16 protein-coding genes and 1 tRNA gene are annotated in these 17,842 nt (G+C 65.5%); 11 read left to right on the top strand and 6 right to left on the bottom strand.

Going from position 1 to position 17,842, the window contains the following annotated elements; translation table 11 throughout:
- Positions 1–7: 7 nt before the first annotated feature.
- Both RN743_RS10035 and RN743_RS10030 read right to left on the bottom strand, forming a co-directional pair.
- Positions 8–559 carry a hypothetical protein gene (locus RN743_RS10035; RefSeq protein ID WP_310779595.1) on the bottom strand — a complete coding sequence of 184 codons (552 nt, stop codon included), beginning with the start codon at positions 557–559 and terminating at the stop codon, positions 8–10.
- A gap of 154 nt (positions 560–713) precedes the next feature.
- The gene (locus tag RN743_RS10030) at positions 714–1,322 is read right to left on the bottom strand and encodes a TetR/AcrR family transcriptional regulator (RefSeq protein WP_310779594.1); all 609 of its coding nucleotides are present in this window, start codon (positions 1,320–1,322) and stop codon (positions 714–716) included.
- Positions 1,323–1,435: 113 nt separating this feature from the next.
- Here RN743_RS10030 and RN743_RS10025 point away from each other — a divergent pair, with 113 nt between their 5' ends.
- From RN743_RS10025 to RN743_RS10015, 3 genes are all read left to right on the top strand, one after another.
- Entirely contained in the window at positions 1,436–2,080 is a 645-nt protein-coding gene (locus tag RN743_RS10025) for a DUF5671 domain-containing protein (RefSeq protein WP_310779593.1), read from the top strand.
- Positions 2,077–2,577: a hypothetical protein gene (locus RN743_RS10020; protein ID WP_310779592.1), complete on the top strand. Its 501-nt coding sequence runs from the start codon at positions 2,077–2,079 to the stop codon at positions 2,575–2,577. Before RN743_RS10025 ends, RN743_RS10020 begins: the two co-directional genes overlap by 4 nt.
- A 123-nt stretch (positions 2,578–2,700) precedes the next feature.
- Complete coding sequence (locus tag RN743_RS10015; protein ID WP_310779591.1) at positions 2,701–3,282, top strand: thioredoxin family protein; 582 nt, start codon at positions 2,701–2,703, stop codon at positions 3,280–3,282.
- 9 nt (positions 3,283–3,291) lie between these two features.
- Here RN743_RS10015 and RN743_RS10010 read toward each other — a convergent pair whose 3' ends face one another.
- Positions 3,292–4,887: a M81 family metallopeptidase gene (locus RN743_RS10010; protein WP_310779590.1), complete on the bottom strand. Its 1,596-nt coding sequence runs from the start codon at positions 4,885–4,887 to the stop codon at positions 3,292–3,294.
- Between the two features lie 220 nt (positions 4,888–5,107).
- On the opposite strand from RN743_RS10010, the gene RN743_RS10005 reads away from it, so the two are divergent.
- The 6 genes from RN743_RS10005 (at position 5,108) to RN743_RS09980 (ending at position 11,830) form a co-directional block, all read left to right on the top strand.
- Positions 5,108–5,692, top strand: coding sequence for a hypothetical protein (locus RN743_RS10005; protein WP_310779589.1), 585 nt, complete (start codon positions 5,108–5,110; stop codon positions 5,690–5,692).
- A gap of 256 nt (positions 5,693–5,948) precedes the next feature.
- Positions 5,949–6,056: transfer RNA gene (locus RN743_RS10000), tRNA-Leu, on the top strand.
- Positions 6,057–6,427: 371 nt separating this feature from the next.
- Positions 6,428–6,961, top strand: coding sequence for a hypothetical protein (locus RN743_RS09995; RefSeq protein WP_310779588.1), 534 nt, complete (start codon positions 6,428–6,430; stop codon positions 6,959–6,961).
- Positions 6,962–7,024: 63 nt separating this feature from the next.
- A complete protein-coding gene (locus RN743_RS09990; protein WP_310779587.1) occupies positions 7,025–7,222 on the top strand; it encodes a type II toxin-antitoxin system HicB family antitoxin in 198 nt (65 codons plus the stop codon).
- A 68-nt stretch (positions 7,223–7,290) separates the two neighbouring features.
- Entirely contained in the window at positions 7,291–7,518 is a 228-nt protein-coding gene (locus tag RN743_RS09985; protein WP_310779586.1) for a DUF433 domain-containing protein, read from the top strand.
- A 355-nt stretch (positions 7,519–7,873) separates the two neighbouring features.
- Positions 7,874–11,830 (top strand): Ig-like domain-containing protein, encoded by a 3,957-nt coding sequence (locus tag RN743_RS09980; protein WP_310779585.1) that lies wholly within the window; start codon positions 7,874–7,876, stop codon positions 11,828–11,830.
- A gap of 557 nt (positions 11,831–12,387) precedes the next feature.
- On the opposite strand, the gene RN743_RS09975 is transcribed toward RN743_RS09980, so the two are convergent.
- Positions 12,388–12,939 (bottom strand): hypothetical protein, encoded by a 552-nt coding sequence (locus RN743_RS09975; protein WP_310779584.1) that lies wholly within the window; start codon positions 12,937–12,939, stop codon positions 12,388–12,390.
- A gap of 262 nt (positions 12,940–13,201) precedes the next feature.
- Here RN743_RS09975 and RN743_RS09970 point away from each other — a divergent pair, with 262 nt between their 5' ends.
- Both RN743_RS09970 and RN743_RS09965 read left to right on the top strand, forming a co-directional pair.
- Positions 13,202–14,278 (top strand): aldo/keto reductase, encoded by a 1,077-nt coding sequence (locus tag RN743_RS09970; RefSeq protein ID WP_310779583.1) that lies wholly within the window; start codon positions 13,202–13,204, stop codon positions 14,276–14,278.
- 111 nt (positions 14,279–14,389) lie between these two features.
- Complete coding sequence (locus RN743_RS09965) at positions 14,390–15,937, top strand: PD-(D/E)XK nuclease family protein (RefSeq protein ID WP_310779582.1); 1,548 nt, start codon at positions 14,390–14,392, stop codon at positions 15,935–15,937.
- 239 nt (positions 15,938–16,176) lie between these two features.
- Here the strand turns inward: RN743_RS09965 and RN743_RS09960 are convergent, their stop codons facing one another.
- Together RN743_RS09960 and RN743_RS09955 are read right to left on the bottom strand one after the other, a co-directional pair.
- Positions 16,177–16,671, bottom strand: coding sequence for a hypothetical protein (locus tag RN743_RS09960; protein ID WP_310779581.1), 495 nt, complete (start codon positions 16,669–16,671; stop codon positions 16,177–16,179).
- A gap of 10 nt (positions 16,672–16,681) precedes the next feature.
- Positions 16,682–17,503 (bottom strand): hypothetical protein, encoded by an 822-nt coding sequence (locus tag RN743_RS09955; protein WP_310779580.1) that lies wholly within the window; start codon positions 17,501–17,503, stop codon positions 16,682–16,684.
- Positions 17,504–17,842 lie beyond the last annotated feature (339 nt).

Raw genomic sequence — 17,842 nt, 5'->3', positions numbered from 1 at the left:
CTTGGGGTCACGAGTCCTTCGCGCGTGTTCGGTTGGCTTTCAGCAGATCTTCGATGAGTGCCATCGCTTTGTGGATGGTGGCGGATCCGCCGGCGATCAGTCCGGCCGTCACGATGACGTCGGTGAACTGGAACAGATCTCGCTGGAAGGGCGGGGTGCCGGCGCCAAACTCGAAGAGCGAGCCAAGGAGCCGCACGCCCGAGAGCGACACCATGACTCCGAGTACCAAACCGAAGAGAAGTGCTCGCCGCTGGGTCCCCACACTGTATCGCCGGAGCTTCGCCTCGGCGGCGGCCCTGCCGTCCTCTCCGGCTGACCGCGCCTCTTCCTCGAGGCGAAGCTTCCCGCCCTGCCGCCATGTCTTGAGGAGAACCTCGAGCGCGCGTTCGATGAACACCGCAACGACGTACAGGACTCCCAGTCGGCTGAATGCAGCGGGGAGCGGACTTACGCCTTCCGCTACGTCGACCGCGACGAAGGCATCGCCTGGCCCGAAGACCGCGTAAGCCACCGCCGCGCCCAGCAGCCCCACGCAGATTCGTCCACCGTATTTTCTCATGCTCTGCTTCCCTTGTTATCCGCCCCTGTTATCCGCGTTATCCGCGCCCCCGCTGACAGCCGCGACGGCCCGTAGGAACGCGACATACTCGTCTCGCTCGCGACGTTGGCAGCCCCCAATTTCGGGGGCGTGCGACATGCCTCGCGTACGGCCTCTAGCGGTTGGCGCGCATTCCGTCGAGGAGGGTGGAGGTGGTTTGGCGGATCAGGGCGTCGACGTCCACGGCGGTGAGGATCTGGCCCTCGATCAGGAGTGAAGCCAGGCCGTGCACGGCGCCCCATGCGACGTAGGCCTGGAGGTGCGGGTCCTCTCGCCTGATCGTGCCGCTCTGCTGGTATGACTGGACGATGCGGACGAGTTCGTCGAACAGGGCGTTCGCGGTCTCGCGGAGTTCGGGGTGGTCCTCGCGGGTGATCGCTTCCTTGCCGTACATCAGGCGGTAGTGGCCCGGGTTCTCGAGCGCGAACCGCACGTACACCCGGCCGACCTGCGGGAGCTGCTCGATCCCGGCGTCCGGGGCTCCGGCGCCCACCGCCTCCAGGCGGTCTCGGAGACGGTCGAAACCGGCGGCGGCGACCGCGACCAGGAGCGCGGACTTGTCCTCGAAGTGGCGATAGGCGGCGGACCGCGATACGCCCAGGCGCCGCCCGATCTCGCGCATCGTCACGCTCGAGGTCCCCCCCTCGTCGATCATCGCGGCGGCTTCGGCGAGCAGTGCCGCCCGCAGGTCTCCGTGGTGATACGCGGTGCTTTCCCGGGTCATGCGGCCAAGGTATCCGTCTCGGGTTGATCAGCAATGTTGACAGCGTCAACGTGGCCCGCTAAGTTGACGGCGTCAACAAGCTCGGATCGACCACTCGAAGGAGGGAAGGGAAGATGGCCGGCAACGAGGAGATTACCGGATTCCTGAAGGCGGGCCTGGAGCGAAGCCTGCCCCGCGAGCAACTCAAGGGGGTGCTTCTCGAGGCGGGCTGGCCGCGGGACCAGGTCCGACGCGCCCTGGACGGTTTCGCCGACGTCGCGTTTCCGATTCCCGTCCCGCGTCCCGCCCCGTACCTGTCCGCTCGCGAGGCCTTCGTCTACCTCGTCCTCTTCGGCACGCTGTACGGGAGCGCGATCAGCTTCGGGAGCCTCCTGTTCGCGTTCATCCACCAGGCGTTTCCCGATCCTTCCCTGGCCCCCGCGGCCGCACTCGAGATGGCGCGGGAAGAGATCCGGTGGTCGATCTCCTTCCTCGTCGCGACGTTTCCCGTCTTCGCCTTCGTCTTCTGGACGAACGATCGCGCGGTCCGGAAGGACCCGGGCCGGCGGCTCTCGCGCGTTCGGCAATCGCTGACGTACCTGTCCCTCTTCGTGGGCGCGGCCACGCTCATCGGCGTGGTCACGAGCATCGTCTACAACCTTCTTGGCGGCGAACTCACGGTCCGGTTCGCCCTGAAGGTCCTCACCGTCGGGACGATCACCGGCTCGCTGTTCGGGTACTTCCTCCGCGACGTGCGCAGGGAGGAGGCGGCGGAATGAAGCGCTCGACGCGAGCCCTCGTGCTGGGCGTCTCGGGAGCCGCCGTTGCCGCGGCGGTGGCGCTCGGGATCGGTTTCCTGGGATCTCCCGCCGAGGAGCGCGAGCGCCGGGTCGACGACCGGCGACTCGCCGACCTGCACGCAATCACGGCGGCCGCCGATCTCTACTGGACGCGACACGGGCGGCTTCCGGCCTCGCTGGACGACCTGGCGGCCGAGCCCGGCCTGAACATCAGCACCCGCGACCCCACCAGCTCGGAGATGTACGAGTACCGGGCGCTCGACGACGGCCGCTACGAGGTGTGCGCCACCTTCGCGACGGATGCCGGGGGGGCAACGGGAAGCGCTTCAATCGTTCAGAGGAGCTGTCAGGGCTGCCACGGCCCGGGCTCGCCCATTGCGGGCCGCCTCGACGATCCGGTGGCCGCGCACGTCGCGTTTCGGGACGTGTGGGCGCACGGCGCGGGACGGCACTGCTTCCAGATGCGCGTTCGGTGAGGCGCCCGGCCGGGCTGCCGGCCCCCCGCCCTTCGCATAGCTTTCGCGCATGCCGAGCGGGACGCGGCGTTTTGGAGATCGTCGAGCTGGAGACGTTAAACCTTTGCGGATGGGGATGACCTAATGGTGCTCACGCCTTCGACCATGGTGGAGCTGGGAACGCCGGCGCCGGACTTTCGCCTGCCCGATCCGTCCGGCCGGGAATGGGCGCTGTCCGATGTGGTCGGGGAGGGCGGGCTGCTCGTCGCCTTCATCTGCAACCACTGCCCGTACGTGATACACCTGCGCCACGGGCTGGCCGAGTTCGCGCGCGACTACCAGGCTCGCGGGCTGGGCGTGGTCGGGATCAATGCCAACGACGTGGCCACCCATCCGGCGGACTCGCCGGACCGCATGGCGGAGGAGGTCGAGCAGGTGGGGTACACCTTCCCGTACCTCTTCGACGAGTCGCAGGACGTGGCGAAGGCGTACGGCGCGGCCTGCACGCCCGACTTTTTCCTGTACGATGGCGACGGCAGGCTGGTGTACAGGGGCCAGTTCGATGGCTCCCGCCCGAACAGCGGGGTCCGGGTGACCGGCGAGGATCTGCGCGCGGCGGCGGACGCCCTGCTGGAGGGGCGAGCGCCGCTGGCCGCGCAGACCGCGAGCATCGGGTGCAACATCAAGTGGAAGCCGGGGAACGAGCCGGGTTGGTTCGGGTCGTGAGGAGGTTCCTCACCGCCGGTTCTCGGGCACTCCGAACGGGTAGAGGCCGCTGAGGTCCACGTGCTCGTAGGGCAGCGCGTCGAGGAAGACGGTGCCCACGAAGGGCCCGGGCGCCTCCACGACCAGAACGGTGGGCGCGTAGCCGGTTTCGTCGAAGCCGCGGCGGAAGTGGATCCGTGACTTGACGACGAAGACCTCGTAGTCGGCCGGGTCGATGGTCCCGAAGCGGAATGCGTCCGGGTAGAGGACCTGTTCGTAGGCGGGGGTGAGGAAGACGACATTGCCGTCGCCGAAGGAGACGGCGGCGATGCGGTCGTAGCCGAAGCCTTCCCCGAAGTACTCCAGCGTGCCGGTGACGCGATGGGGGGAGCCGCCGGAGGGGGTGAACCCGCCGATCTCCTGGTCGAACGGGTCGCCGGGCCGGGCGTTGGCCGCCGCGAGGGCGTCGAGGGTGGCGGGGGAGGTGATCGTGCCGTAGAGGACCCTGCCGATGCCGGCCGCCTCGAAGGCGCTCAGGATGTGCGTGGCGTCGCCGGGGCGGTCGCTGTAGTCGCCGACCGCGACGGGGGTCTCGCCGCGCGAGATGGCGCCCGCGACGGTCCGGGCGGCCTCGGTGGGGCCGGGGAAGCTGCCGAGCGCGAAGTCCTCGCGGACGCGCCACATGAAGTCGTCCATGTCGTCGGCGATCCGGTCCGCGAGCGCCTGGTCCCCGTTGGTCATGACCTGGATGGTGGCGCCCACGTCGGGCACGTCCGACCAGGGATAGCCGAAGAAGACGCTCACGTAGGCGTCGTGCTCGCGGGCCTCCCAGCGCCGCGCGCGCTCCATGATGTCCATCGCGGGAGACTGTCCGGTCCACTGCAGCACGGTGGCGGTGATGACGCCGGGTTTGCGGGTGGCGGTCGTGGGCTCGTATTCCCCCCGCGCGGCGAGCCGCAGGGCGCGGGCCGCGCGTTCGCCCTGGATGTACGAGTCGTAGTGGGGGAAGCGCTTGGTCACGAAGGAGAAGTCGGCGTGCTCGAGGAACTCGCCGTCCTCGTTGCCGTGGAGGTCGAAGGTCGCGGCGATCGGCACATCCGGGCCGACGATCTCCCTGAACCGGCGGGCGATCTCGGCTTCGGGGCGGGGGACGTCCCGCACGGCCATCGCCCCGTGCAGCGCGAGAAAGACCCCGTCGACCGGCAGTTGCGCCTCCAGTTCGGCCAGCATGGCGTCCAGGAAATGCTCGAAGGTCTCCCGCGTGTTCCAGCTGCGCGACGAGCCCCCGAAGACGCCGAGCGGCGAGGTGAGCGGCACGAGTTCGATGTCCCCGAGCTCGCCGGCCCGTTGGACGAAGCCGCCGATGTAGTCGCCGGCGCCGAGCAGCGCGTCCCCGGAAACCGGCTCGCTGTAGCGAAGCCAGTCATCGACTTCGGTGTCGCCGCCGGGGCAGAAGGTGCAGGTCTCGTGCTGGTAGCTGGCGACGGCGAAACGGAGCGGGGCCACGTCGTCCCCCGAGGGAGAACCGCAGCCGAGGAGCGTTGCGGCAAGCGCCGCGGTGGCCGACAGCGCCCCTCCACGCGGCGATCCGGGGGTCCGTTTCGATCCTTCGCGTTCCGTTGTCATTCTCTCGTCCCTCGTCTGTAGCCACCCTCGTTGTCGCCACCGGTGAAGCCGTGGCGGAGTATGGGGAAGAAGCGGTCCAGCGGCCACTCGTTCCACCCTCTCCAGCTAGCGCGTCGTCGCCCGGGGGGATCGGTTCACAGCGGCCGGTGGCGGCGGCCCGCCGATGAGGTTGACGTGGCGGGGGATCGCGTTCGATCCTGCGAGTACTCCGGGGGGAACCATGACCGAACGTTCGAAGCGCATCCCGTCGCTGGTCCTGCCGGTTGCCGGCCTCGGGCTTACCACATTCTTCACGATGGCCATGGCGACCGCCGGAGCCGCGGCGCTCTGGATCATCCTCTTCGGCCTCCTGATGGGCGTCCTCGCCAGCCAGATCGCCCAGCTCGAAGTGAGGAGCTACCTGGACGCTCAACGCGAGGCGTCGGACGGACTCCCGGGGCGTTTCCGACTCGTGTTCGTGCTGGGCGTTCTCTTCGGGATCGCGGGAATGACCGTGATCGTCGTGTCGGACGCGGTAGGCGGGTTCGCGTTGCTGCTTTTCATGCTCGCCCTCCTGATGGGCGGACGCGTCAGCAGGAGCGTTCGCCGGGCCCTGACGGGCGAGATGAGCACAGAGGCGGAGTCCGCGGACGAGGGTGAAGATCCTCAGTCGCAGACCGCCTTGATGTCACGACTAACGGCTATCGGCGATACGACCGGCAAGCAGATGGTCAACCTGGCCTGGCTCCTGCTCGGGTTCGCGGTGGGGGCAGGCCTCGCACTGCTGGCCGCGATGCTTGTCGACACCCAATTGGGTGGGGGATAGCGGCCGATCCGTCGTCAAACCTCCGATGTCATGCTGGCCGACGAGCCCGGAACAGCAGGCAACGTTCTCGTCCGTGACGTTGGCAACCCCCGATTTTGGGGGAGTGCGACAGCCCCGGACGTGCTGGAAGGCCGCCGGCTGGCAGGTTGAACCCGACACGTCCGCAGGGTATGGTGAGAGACGAAGCTGGCGGGAAAAAGCGAATCGCCTTGCAACCCGATCCCACGTCGCGGTTGCAAGGCGATTTTCGCTATCGGGCGGGGTGGCAGAGTGGTTGATTGCACCGGATTGAGGATCCGGTAGGCGCTGCCTTCGATTTAGAAGCAGCAAGAGCGTCTCGCGGGTTCGAATCCCGTCCCCGCCGTTCACCCTCCCGTATCCTCAAGTTTACCCGGCGATACCCCTACGAAGCAAATCCGGGCGTCTTCCGGCCCGTGAGCATACGATACCTTGACCCTTCAGATCCGTGATCGAATGGCTGGGCGCTCCCCCGGACGATTCCTGAGGGGGCGGACGGACCACAAGACGGCGAGAGGCTTGCAGGTCATGCCGGAAGAGAGTTCCAAGGAAGCGCAGACGCCGCGTGGGACCGGTGACGAAAGCGAGCTGCCCGTCTCCCCAGGCCACGCAGGGGGTGGAGGTCGTCTGACCCATCGCATCCCCTTCGGCCGTCTTGCGCTTGAGTTCGTGGTGATCGTGGTCGGCGTTCTCGTTGCCCTCGGCTTCGATCAATGGATGACGAACATCGACCACCGCCGACTCGTCGACGAGACGCTTTACGCGCTGGCCGCGGAAATCGCCGAGAACACCGTAGCGCTCGAGCGTCGCATGGCCTATCACGACCGGATCCTGCCGGGGCTTGTCGAGAATCAGCGGGCTGCCGAAGGGGGCGAGCGCCAGAGAATCTCGATCAGCGGAGCACTGCCGGAAGGGCTCGGCCTCACGCCGCTGAGGAGTACCGCGTGGGAGTTGGCCAGCGTGACCGAAGCCGTGCGGCACTTCGACTTGCCGATTCTCTCCACGCTCTCCCTCACGTACGCCATTCAGGAATCGCTCCACGAGTACGACCGGATCGTTTCGGCCGGGATCATCCAACCTCAGTTCTTCGCGGCCACGGACCAGCCCGGCGCGGTCATCTACCTCGGCGTCATGTTGAGCGACGTTCGGGCACGGGAAGACGAGCTTGGGCGGTTTTACGCCGAGACGCTGCGGCATGTGCGCCAGCGACTGGGAGACCCCGAGGCTGGCGCGGTGATGGAGGTCCGCTGACGATGGCAAAAAGCGTGACCGAGGCTAGATTGAGTCGTTCGCTGACGGCCCTGGAGGTGGAAGATGAAATACCGGGTAGCGCTTCAAGAGTCCGAAGAGGGATTCTCCGTCTGGGTTCCAGGCCTACCGGGTTGTGCGTCCCAGGGGACGACCGAGGAGGAAGCCTTGGCGAACATCGCGGAGGCAGTCCGCGAGTACCTGGACGTGGCGGTCGAGAACGCCGCTGGCATGGTGATCCGCGAGATCGAGGTCGCCGTATAGGCCGTGCCGAGGATTCCCGGTGTCAACCACCTCCGAGCGGTGCGGGAGTCAAGAAACGAGGTGCCCACATGTCGAGCTGGAAAGAATGTGACGCGGTTGAGCGTGATCCGCGGAAGGTCAGCGGCGCCTGGGTCTTCGCGGGGACCCGAGTCCCGGTCAGTGCCCTGTTCGAGAACCTGCGGGCGGGGGCTTCGATTGAGCAGTTTCTTGACTGGTTCCAGGGCGTGGAGCGCTGGCATGTCGAGTCCGTCCTCGACCACGAAGTGAAAGCGCTGGCGGGCGCCGGTGGTCAGTGAAGATCCTGTTCGACCAAGGCACTCCAGTGCCGCTGAGGCGGCAAGCGCCCCCAGGAAACCTATCCCCTTCCCGTGACCAGCATGGGCTGGTCCGTGGGGTCGTTGCGCCAGCCGGGTGAAACGGTCGCCAAAATATCGTCAAACCAGGTCGATTTGTCGGCCACGGATCGTATTCCAAGTGGTATCTTTCAGGCGATATGTCCACGGCCGACCCGCAGTCTGGTTCAGACGGTCACGAGGCAGGGAAAAAGATCGACGTCGGTGAGGCCGGGAGTCAGGCGAATACCGTATGTGGACGCCCGGAAGGATGGTGGGACGAAGAATGCGGCGCAGGCACAGTCGCCGGGGTGGGGCGTTGGGGGATCGGGGACTGCCTGGCGCGGGCTTCGCGATCCCGGCGATCGTTGGGATCGCCGCGCTGGTCCTGTCCTGCGGCGATGACGGCGTCGGGCCGACGGCGCCGCCCGCTCGTCCTCCGGGTCCCGCCGCCACGACCGTAACGATCAACCCAAGTTCAGCCACGTTTACCGCCCTTGGCGAGACGGCCCAGCTCGCTGCCGAGGTGCAAGACCAGACCGGGCAGGTGATGGCGGGGGCGGCCGTCGCGTGGGCGAGCAGCGACGCCTCGGTCGCGTCGGTGGCCGCCTCGGGGCTGGTGACGGCGGCGGCGAACGGGCGTGTGACGATTACCGCAACTGCGGGCTCAGCGTCGGGGACGGCTGCGGTAACGGTGGAACAGGAAGTGAGCGCGATTGCCGTGTCCCCGGCGGCGGCTACTCTGGTGGCGTTCGGGGGCACGTTGCGCCTGGTGGCGGAAGCATCCGACGCGAACAGCCATGCGGTCGCAGGCTCGGAGTTCTCCTGGTCGTCCAGCGACACGCTGGTGGCCCAGGTGGACGATTCGGGGCTGGTGACCGGAGTGGACGAAGGGACGGCGACGATCACCGCGGAGGCGGGCGGCGCTTCGGGCGAAGCGGAGATCACCACCGTCGAGAATCCGGACCGGGCCGCGTTGGTCGCCCTCTACGAAGCCACCGACGGCCCGAACTGGGTCAGCTCCGATAACTGGCTGACCGAAGCGCCGCTGGGAGAGTGGTACGGGGTGGAGACCGATGGTTCCGGGCGGGTGGTCGGGCTGGACCTCGCCGGCAAGTTGGACCGCGAGGCGGGGGAGGAGTTGGTTCATGGCCTTGCCGGCACGATTCCAGCTGAGATCGGCAGCCTCGTCAATCTGAAATCGCTGAATCTGGAGCTGAACGGACTGACGGGCCCGATCCCTCCCGAAGTCGGTGAACTTACCAGCCTGACAACCCTGGATCTTGGCTACAACAACCTCAATGGCCCGATCACGCCTGTACTCCATAACCTCGTCGACCTGGAGCGGCTGCGTCTGGCGAGGAACCATCTGACGGGCTCGTTGCCGCACGAACTGGGCAGCCTGTCCGGCCTGGAGGAGTTGGATATCTGGGGCAATGACCTCAGGGACCCGATCCCCGACAGCTTTCTCGCGCTCGGTTCGTTGAGGAGGTTCACCTTCTCGTCGAACGCGAACCTCTGCGCCCCCGGAACGGCCGATTTCGTCGCTTGGTTGGTGGACATCGGGTGGTACGGCGGACCCTACTGCCACGAATCGGACATGGAAGTGCTCGCCCGCCTGTACCAATCCTCTGGGGGGCCGAATTGGAGATACTCCGGTGGCTGGCTGGAGACTCCCGTACTCGACGAATGGTACGGCGTGACGGCGGGCGCCCTCGGCCGGGTTGCGACGCTCGACCTTTCCGGGAACGGCCTCGACGGCCGGCTGCCTCCCGATCTGGGAAGCCTGGAGGAGCTGACCGTGCTTCGCGTCAACGACAACGCGCTATCCGGCCGGCTGCCGCACTCTCTGGCCAGCCTCTCACTGGTCGAGCTCGATTATGCGGACACCGGCCTGTGTGCTCCGCCCCACGCATCGTTCCAGACCTGGCTGTCAGGAATCACGGCCCACGAAGGCACTAGCCTTGCGTGCAGCCCCCCGTCGGACCGCGAGGTCCTGGTAGCCTTCTATGAATCCACTGACGGACCGAATTGGATCAACTCCCGCAACTGGCTGACCGACGCACCGCTCGGGGAGTGGTACGGCATCAATACGGATGCTTCGGGCCGGGTCGTTCAACTGAACCTCTTCGCCAACAACCTTGCGGGCCAGATTCCACCCGAGCTAGGCGACCTCGCCACCCTAGAGCACCTGACCTTGTGGAGGAACAACCTGTCGGGTCAGATCCCGCGCGAACTCGGAGAACTTGCCAGCCTGATCAGGTTGGTTCTGTCCGAAAACGAATTCACGGGCCCGATGCCGCACGAACTATTTGGCAGGCTTACTAGCCTGCGGCAGCTGGATCTCGGCGACAACGACCTTTCGGGTCGGATCCCGCGCGAACTCGGTGAACTTGCCAGCCTGACCCGGCTGTCGCTCACAACCAACGGACTGACGGGTCCGATCCCATCCGATATCGGCAGGCTCACGAACCTTCGTTTGATGTCACTCTCCGGCAATGACCTTACGGGCCCGATTCCGTCCGATATCGGCAATCTCACGAGGATGGAGGCCCTGGACCTCGCCAGTAACAATCTCACGGGGGCGCTGCCGCCCGAGTTGGGCGGAGTATCGAGCCTCCGAGAACTGGCTGTCGGGAACAATGCCGGCTTGTCAGGGCCGCTCCCGGACGGATTGACGGACCTCCGGCTCAAGAGGCTTCTGGCGGGGGGCACGGATCTCTGCGCGCCGTCGGATCCCGGTTTCCAGGCCTGGCTGGAGACCCTTTACCACCGGCGGATCGCAACCTGTTCCCGTGGTGGCGGGTCGATGGCATACCTGACCCAGGCGGTGCAGTCACGGGAACACCCGGTTCCGCTGGTTGCGGGCGAGCAGGCCTTGCTCCGGGTCTTCGTCACCGCCTCACATCCGACAACAGCGAGTATCCCCCCTGTCCGGGCGCGGTTCTACCTGAACGGGACCGAGAGGCATGTGGCGGACATTCCGGCGACGGCGACGGCCATCCCCACCGAGCTTGTCGAACACAGTCTATGGAGCTCCGCCAATGCCAATATCCCCGGCGAGGTCGTGCAGCCTGGCCTCGAGATCGTGGTCGAGATCGACCCGGACGGCACGCTGGATCCCGGTCTCGGTGTCGTGAACCGGATCCCGGAGACGGGCCAGATGGCAGTCGACGTGCGCAAAATGCCCGTGTTCAACCTCACTGTGATCCCATTCCTCTGGAGCGAGGATCCCGATTCGTCGATTGTCGCGCTGACCACCGCGATGGCCGCCGATCCTGAGGGCCATGAACTGTTCCGGAGGACACGTACGCTGTTGCCGATCGGCGACCTCGAAGTGGCGGCGCACGAACCCGTGCTGAGTTCAAGCAACAATACATACGACCTTATGAGCGCAACACGAGCGATAATCGCCCTGGAAGGCGGTGCCGGTCGTTACCTGGGCATGATGTCGCGACCTGTCAGAGGCGCGGGAGGGTTGGCCCAGCAGCCAGGCCAGGCAGTTTTCGCGGTACCACATCCGGGGACCATAGCCCACGAACTCGGCCACAGCCTGAACCTCGGACATGCGCCGTGCGGGAGTAGCCGTCAGCTGGACCTGTCGTATCCCTACACGGACGGGTCGATCGGTTCCTGGGGCTACGACTTCCGTGACGGCGGCCGACTGATTGGACCGGGGCACAAGGATCTGATGTCGTACTGCGGCCCAGCGTGGGTCAGTGATTACCACTTCGCAAACGCGCTCCGGTTTCGTCTCTTCGACGAGCGACCTTCCCGGGTGGCGAGCCTAGCCGTTCAAGAAGACGCATCCCTCCTCCTATGGGGAGGCACGGACGCGGAAGGCGCACCGTTCCTCAACCCCGCTTTCGTTGTAGATGCGCCGGCACTCCTTCCCGACTCTGCGGGCGCGCACCGGATCACCGGACGCACGGCCGACGGCGGTCAGCTCTTCTCCCTCAGCTTCACCATGCCCGAGACAGCCGATGGCGACGGGAGTTCGTCCTTCGCATTCGTTCTGCCGGCACAGGCGGGATGGGAAGGCGACTTGGCGAGCATCACGCTTTCCGGACCCGAAGGATCAGCCACGCTGGATCAGGAGACGAACCGCCCGATGACGATCCTGCGCGATCCCCGCAGCGGGCAGATACGCGGATTCCTGCGGGATCCGGCTCCCGCGACCCGGAGTGCGGCGGACGCGGTGGGAGGCGCCGTTGTTCCCGGACTGGAAATGCTGTTCAGCCGTGGCATACCTGGCGCGGGGGCTTGGCGGCAGTGAGGGTCCACCGTCGCTCGGTATGGCTGGCGTCTCGGTGCTCATGTTCCTGGTTCCAACCCGGCGAGTGGAGGAGCTTTGGCCGCGGCTGCTCGGCCGGCCGGACCGGGAGGAGATTTCATACGCCCGACTTGAACATCCGCGCTGCGTCCGGATCGATGGGGCCGGCGTCAGGGCCATACTCGAGGCTCGCATGGGTTCGAAAACTCCATGCGGATGGCAAGAAGCTGCGGGTCCCGGTTGCACCTTCACGCACAGTTGGTACATCTGCTCGACAGTTTCTTGGGAACTGCAGCCGAGCAGCCTGCCGAGGCGCCAACCGAGGTTGTCCCAAGTCAGTTTTCTTAGCGCCTTGCGATCGTAGCATTTGCCACGCACGGCGTTGTCCCAGCCGATCCGGAAGCGGGCCCGGCGGTGGCCCGAAGCGTCGGGGTCCTGGTCTCGAACGTCGACCTCAAAGCTGAGCCCATCAAACGTAGGGTCGGTCATGTTCGTTGCCATCCTTCCTTTCCCCTTGGAGGGGCGGGACTGGGTGCGCAAGGGCCGATTGCGCCCGGGGATCACGAGTCCTTCGCGCGTGTTCGGTTCGGGTTCAGCAGATCTTCGATGAGCGCCATCGCCTTGTGGATGGTGGCGGATCCGCCGGCGATCAGTCCGGCCGTCACGATGACGTCCGTGAACTGGAACAGGTCTCGCTGGAGGGGCGGGGTTCCGGCGCCGAACTCGAAGATCGAGCCAAGGAGCCGCACGCCGAAGAGCGACACCATGATGCCGAGCGTCAAACCGAAGAGAAGTGCCCGCCGCTGGGTCCCCACCCTGTATTGCCGGAGCTTCGCCTCGGCCGCGGCCCTGCCGTCCTCTCCGGCTGACTGCGCCTCCCCCTCGAGGCGAATCTTCCCGCCCTGCCGCCATGCCTTGAGGAGAACCTCGAGCGAGCGTTCGACGAGCACCGCAACGATGTACAGGACTCCCAGCTGGCTGAGCGCCTTGCGGAATGGATCTACTCCGTCCGCCACGTCGACCGCGACGAAGGCATCGCCCGGCCCGAAGACCGCGAAAGCGACCGCCGCGCCCAGCAGCCCCACGCAGATTTGTCCACCGTATTTCCTCATGCTCTGCTTCCCTTGTTATCCGCCCCTGTTGTCCGCGTTATCCGCGCCCCCGCCGATAGCCGCGACGGCTCGTAGGAACGCGACATACTCGTCTCGCTCGCGATGTAGGCAACCCCCAATTTCGGGGGCGAGCGACATGCCTCGACCTTCCCCTTCCCGTGACCAGCATGGGCTGGTGAAACCGGCGCCGCGCGTGGTACTCTCGCAGCCGCCGCGCATTGGCCCGATCTGCCGAGCGATCCAAGTCGAGAAGAGGAGACGGATGCGTTACAAGCTGCTGGGAAGGAGCGGACTCCGCGTGTCGGAGGTCTGCCTGGGCACCATGATGATGTCGACGGAGTCGCCCAGCTCCGCCGGCCCCGAGGAGAGTCGCCGGATCCTGGAAGCGTTCGCGGACAGGGGCGGCAACTACTTCGACACGGCCAACGAAGTCTACAGCGGGGGGCTCAGCGAGCGGATTCTGGGGGAATTCGTCGCTTCCGAGCGCCATCGCTACGTCGTGACGACGAAGTACACCAACACCCTGCACAGCGGTTTCGACCCGAGCATCCGCGACCATCCCAACGCCGGAGGCAACCACAAGAAGAGCATGGTGCAGTCGGTCGAGGGGAGTCTGAAGCGCCTCGGCGTGGACTACATCGACCTCCTCTGGATCCACTTCTGGGACTACAGCACCGACATCGCGGACGTGATGCGCAACGTGAACGACCTCGTGCGGCAGGGGAAGGTCCTGCACTTCGGCCTGTGCAACACGCCGGCCTGGGTGGTGGCGCGCGGCCAGACCGTGGCCGACCAGAGAGGCTGGGAGCCGATCTCGGCCCTGCAGTACCAGTACAACCTGGTCTCGAGGGATCTGGAACTCGAGATCATCCCCTGTTCCCGCGCGCTCGGCATCGGCGTGAACGCGTACTCCCCGCTGGCCGGCGGCTTCCTGACCGGCAAGTACACGCGCGGCGACAGCACCGAGAGCCGGCGCTTCGACAGCGAGTTCTTCAAGCAACTGACCTTCCAGTTCGACGAGAAGGCGTACGACACCGCCCGCAAGGTGGACGAGATCGCCGACCGCCTCGGCACCAGCTCGGCCGCGGTGGCCCTGGCGTGGGTGCGCGACCGCGGCGTGATCCCGATGATCGGGGCCCGGAAGGTCTCCCAGATCGAGGACAGCCTGCGGTACCTGTCACTCACCCTGCCTGCCGAGGACATGCAGGCGTTGACCGAGGCGAGCGCCCCCGTCCTGCCCTGGACGTACCACCTCCTCCACGGCGACGACAGCCGGATACGCCAACTCGCCGCCGGCGGCATGCTGGACGCGATCGACAACGAGCACTTCCCCTGCTGACCCGTCCCTCATGGATGGCCGGGGGGGACGCAGCTACGACACGCTCCACAACGGGGGGTATGGACGCGTGAGATTTGCCAGCATGGCCGAGCCGACGCCGGAAGATGTTGCGTGACAGAGCGCGCCGCGGGCATCCCGATGTTCTTCGCCGGAGTGGAGGCGCGGATGGTTGAGGCACGGCACGCCGATCGCCGCCGGCTTCAGCAGCTCTTCGTCGAGCTGAATCCCGTATTGGAGGCGGCGCGGAAGCTGGAGCGAGAGCTTGATCGGCATCTCGCGCATCGCTTCAACGTCTTCGACTACATGGGCGAGGATCGCCCGAGCGAAGTGCTGCTGTCGAGAATCATCGGCGACCTGCTCAACCCCGCGGCCCGACACGGCCAGGGCACGTCCCTGCTCGGGATTCTCCTGGAAGAGTTGTTCGCGGAGAGCGGCACACCCAAGCCGAGGCCAGACTTCTCGAAACCGGTACGGGTGCAGTTGGAGCGCGTGATCCCCGAGAGGCGTCGCATCGACATCACCGTGGACGTCAAGACCGGCGCCGGGCCGTGGTGCCTCGCCATCGAGAACAAGCCCTTCGCGGACGATCAGCGTCACCAGGTGCGGGACTACCTGAAGTACCTCAAGGGGGAGTACGAGGAGCGGTTTCTGCTCATCTATCTGTCGCCGCGGGGAGAAGGACCGACCGCTCACAGCCTGCCGAAGAAGGAACTCTCCCGTTGGCGCGGACGGTTCGTCGTTATGCCCTATTGGGGAGACCCTGGGAGCGCGGATCGGGACGTCGAGTACGCCGAGGCGGACGATACGCCCAGCGATGAGCAAGCTCTCGCGGACGATGTGTTTGCCGACTTCCGGACTCGGTTCTCCCTGGCCGATTGGTTTGCCGCCTGTCGCACGCAGTGCCACGCCGACCGGCTCCGGTGGTTTCTACGGGATGCCGAAGCATTCTGCCGACAACAATTTGGAGGACATTCGATGGCGACGGACAGCGACACCCGCGCAATACAGGATTATCTCTTCGCCAACCCGAATCAGCTGGCCACCGCGCAGACCGTCTGGGATGTCTGGCCGAAGCTCAAGACAGAGATATGCGGAGGTTTTCTGGAGCACCTGCGCGCGGAGGTCCACCGAAGAGTACAAGAGCAGTTGCCCGATTTCGCTCCGGATCTCAGCGTAGAGTACAGGTACGGCGGAGAGAAAAAGTGGTCCAACTTCCTCTGGCTGTACCTCGTGGGGTGGCCTCCGTGGGACAAGGCGGCCAAGGGGCATCCTCCGATCGAGGGATGCACGGGCGTTGTCCTGCAATCGACCGGACCGGGGCCGAACCTCTGGAGGTGGGGCGTGCTGCATCCGTTGGGCACGGCCGGCATGACCACTGCGGACAAAGCGCGGCGTGAAGAACTGGAGCGCCGGCTTCGGAGTCACCTCGATCTCGGCCGAAGCGAAGGCTGGTGGCCGTATGTCCGCCGGGTGAGCGACGAGATGATCAGTTGGGATTCTCTCCTTCCGGACCTGTACCGAGAATGGAAGGATGGCGGTGGGCCCATCACCGAGTACTACGTCGATGGCATGTTGGATCTCGCCACGAGGGCGATTCCAGTAATTGACGAAGTCGAACGCAAATGGGAGCAGGCGAAGGCTGGCGGACCAGACCAATAGGGGGAAGCGGCGGACCTCATCGGTCCCCGAGCCCCCACCTGATTCACGCGATTTCGTTGAGGCTTTCTCTCTGCGGTAGGGCGACCCAGCCCTCCCGTTGAGCCAACTCGTGATCTCCCATGGGAATCGGTTCGCGGCGGCCGATAGCGGCCGCTCGGGCGACGAGGGCTACCACGAGCGCATCGAGCATGTCGTCCGCCCCTAAACCCCGCCCTCGAACTGACACTGCAATGCGTAAACTACGTCCCTGTGAACACTTCTCCCGCGAACACTTCATCTCGGAAATCCTGCAGAATGCGGTCGGCAACATAGGAATTGACCCGCACCTGCCCCCAAGGATCGTTGGGTGTGATTGGCCTTCGCGAAGCTACCTTCCGGGCGGCCTCGATTGCCTCATGTACTTGGTTTGCAGCATGTACTCGAAGAGCAACACTCTCTGCTCCGATGGCTTTCACGTCGATTTCAAAACCAAGGATTCGACCTGTCTTCTTCCCTACCACTGCTGTCACTTCGGCAGGACCAAAATTCTCATACTTGCGCGGCTCATCCGTGATGTACTTGAAGTCGATCACGAATCGCTCCCGTTTCCGTTCGTAGTATCCTCGAACAGCCTTCGGGATGTCGAAGGGCGAAATGAACACGTCTAATTCCACGTCAGCCGACGCGCTCATTCCAATCTCGCGCGGTTCGTCGTACTTGCCTTGGTCAACTCTTATCCACGGTCGCTCGTTCATGTGTCTCCCCTCACAAGCTCTGCACGAGCTGCGCTAGGACTGGCGCATAGGCACCGAATTCCGCTTGTGCGAGTTGCATGTCAAACGTCGGTGACCGGCTGTCGACTACCAGTACACCCCAACGCGCGCTCTGCGCATCCTCCACCCTAAACCCCATCAGCGATCTCGCTCGCGGCTTCTGCGCTCGCACCCAATCATACGTCACGAACGTCTCCTCTGCGTAACGGCGCCGAGCATCCTCCGAACACGTCGAGCTTGCCAGGTCCGGCAGCTCTCTTACCTGCACCGCGGTGGTTCGTGCCCACGCCCTCCCTGCTATCCCTTCTGCCTTGTCGGCGTCGTCAGGGCTTCGGAATCGAACGTGCGTGTTCTTCGTATCGTACCCCGACCTGGCCACTGGTATGAGCCACCGACGACCCGGACGCTTCAGCTCTCCGAACGTGTCCTTCGTGAACCAGAGCCCCCGCACCTGTTTGAAGAGGGTGATCCGATGATGGGCCTCAGCACCTTCGACCTCGCCGAATAGCGTACCTTGGATCTTGGTGAGAATCGCATTCGTGGCGTTCAGCGCAACGGGGTCAGACTCCTTGGGGATGATCGCTGCGATAACGGTCGCGGCGAAGGCCGCTAGGAGCCAGAGCCACGCCGTGTCGTGCAAATGTTGGAAGGTGCTTTCGAGGGGACTCCACACCCGGTCGGGCGTCGTCGACAAGACACACGTGATCCCACCGACGATGATCGCGCCAATCGCCCGCGCCCCTTTCCGAATCCACCGGAGGGCACCGCTCCTGCGAATCCAGCGCTGGAACGGGGTACCTGCGGGCTGGTCCATCAAGTGAAGCTCACTCGGAGACGTGCGATGTTGGCAACCGAAACGGAGCGCACCTCGTGGCAGTGGCGACGTTAAGGCGAGTGCGTGAGTGCATGGGAGGCTAGGGTACGCGAAGTATCAAGCCAGTGTCAACAGCAACAGCAGCGCGTCGCACGGCCGTCGTTGGTGGCGGCGAAAATGCGACAGGTATGGCCGCCGACAAAACGACGCCGGTCGTTCCCGAAGGCCAGAAGGAGGCCGCTCCGTCACGGAACTCGGAGGCTTGGCGTCTCGTTAGCTAGCTAGTTCTCGTCCGTAAATCGCTTCATGGCAGAGCTTTACCGGCGTGTTTTCACCAGT

It is taken from the genome of Candidatus Palauibacter scopulicola, from assembly GCF_947581915.1.
Lineage (GTDB): Bacteria > Gemmatimonadota > Gemmatimonadetes > Palauibacterales > Palauibacteraceae > Palauibacter > Palauibacter scopulicola.
Note: the sequence above shows the minus strand (reverse complement) of the source record. Positions and strands in the feature narration are given on the sequence as shown.

Excerpts from the sequence above, each read along its gene's own strand:
- RN743_RS10035 (WP_310779595.1), bottom strand. The coding sequence starts at position 559 with ATGAGAAAATACGGTGGACGAATCTGCGTGGGGCTGCTGGGCGCGGCG.
- RN743_RS10030 (WP_310779594.1), bottom strand. The coding sequence starts at position 1,322 with ATGACCCGGGAAAGCACCGCGTATCACCACGGAGACCTGCGGGCGGCA.
- RN743_RS10025 (WP_310779593.1), top strand. The coding sequence starts at position 1,436 with ATGGCCGGCAACGAGGAGATTACCGGATTCCTGAAGGCGGGCCTGGAG.
- RN743_RS10020 (WP_310779592.1), top strand. The coding sequence starts at position 2,077 with ATGAAGCGCTCGACGCGAGCCCTCGTGCTGGGCGTCTCGGGAGCCGCC.
- RN743_RS10015 (WP_310779591.1), top strand. The coding sequence starts at position 2,701 with ATGGTGCTCACGCCTTCGACCATGGTGGAGCTGGGAACGCCGGCGCCG.
- RN743_RS10010 (WP_310779590.1), bottom strand. The coding sequence starts at position 4,887 with ATGACAACGGAACGCGAAGGATCGAAACGGACCCCCGGATCGCCGCGT.
- RN743_RS10005 (WP_310779589.1), top strand. The coding sequence starts at position 5,108 with ATGACCGAACGTTCGAAGCGCATCCCGTCGCTGGTCCTGCCGGTTGCC.
- RN743_RS09995 (WP_310779588.1), top strand. The coding sequence starts at position 6,428 with ATGACGAACATCGACCACCGCCGACTCGTCGACGAGACGCTTTACGCG.
- RN743_RS09990 (WP_310779587.1), top strand. The coding sequence starts at position 7,025 with ATGAAATACCGGGTAGCGCTTCAAGAGTCCGAAGAGGGATTCTCCGTC.
- RN743_RS09985 (WP_310779586.1), top strand. The coding sequence starts at position 7,291 with ATGTCGAGCTGGAAAGAATGTGACGCGGTTGAGCGTGATCCGCGGAAG.
- RN743_RS09975 (WP_310779584.1), bottom strand. The coding sequence starts at position 12,939 with ATGAGGAAATACGGTGGACAAATCTGCGTGGGGCTGCTGGGCGCGGCG.
- RN743_RS09970 (WP_310779583.1), top strand. The coding sequence starts at position 13,202 with ATGCGTTACAAGCTGCTGGGAAGGAGCGGACTCCGCGTGTCGGAGGTC.
- RN743_RS09960 (WP_310779581.1), bottom strand. The coding sequence starts at position 16,671 with ATGAACGAGCGACCGTGGATAAGAGTTGACCAAGGCAAGTACGACGAA.
- RN743_RS09955 (WP_310779580.1), bottom strand. The coding sequence starts at position 17,503 with ATGGACCAGCCCGCAGGTACCCCGTTCCAGCGCTGGATTCGCAGGAGC.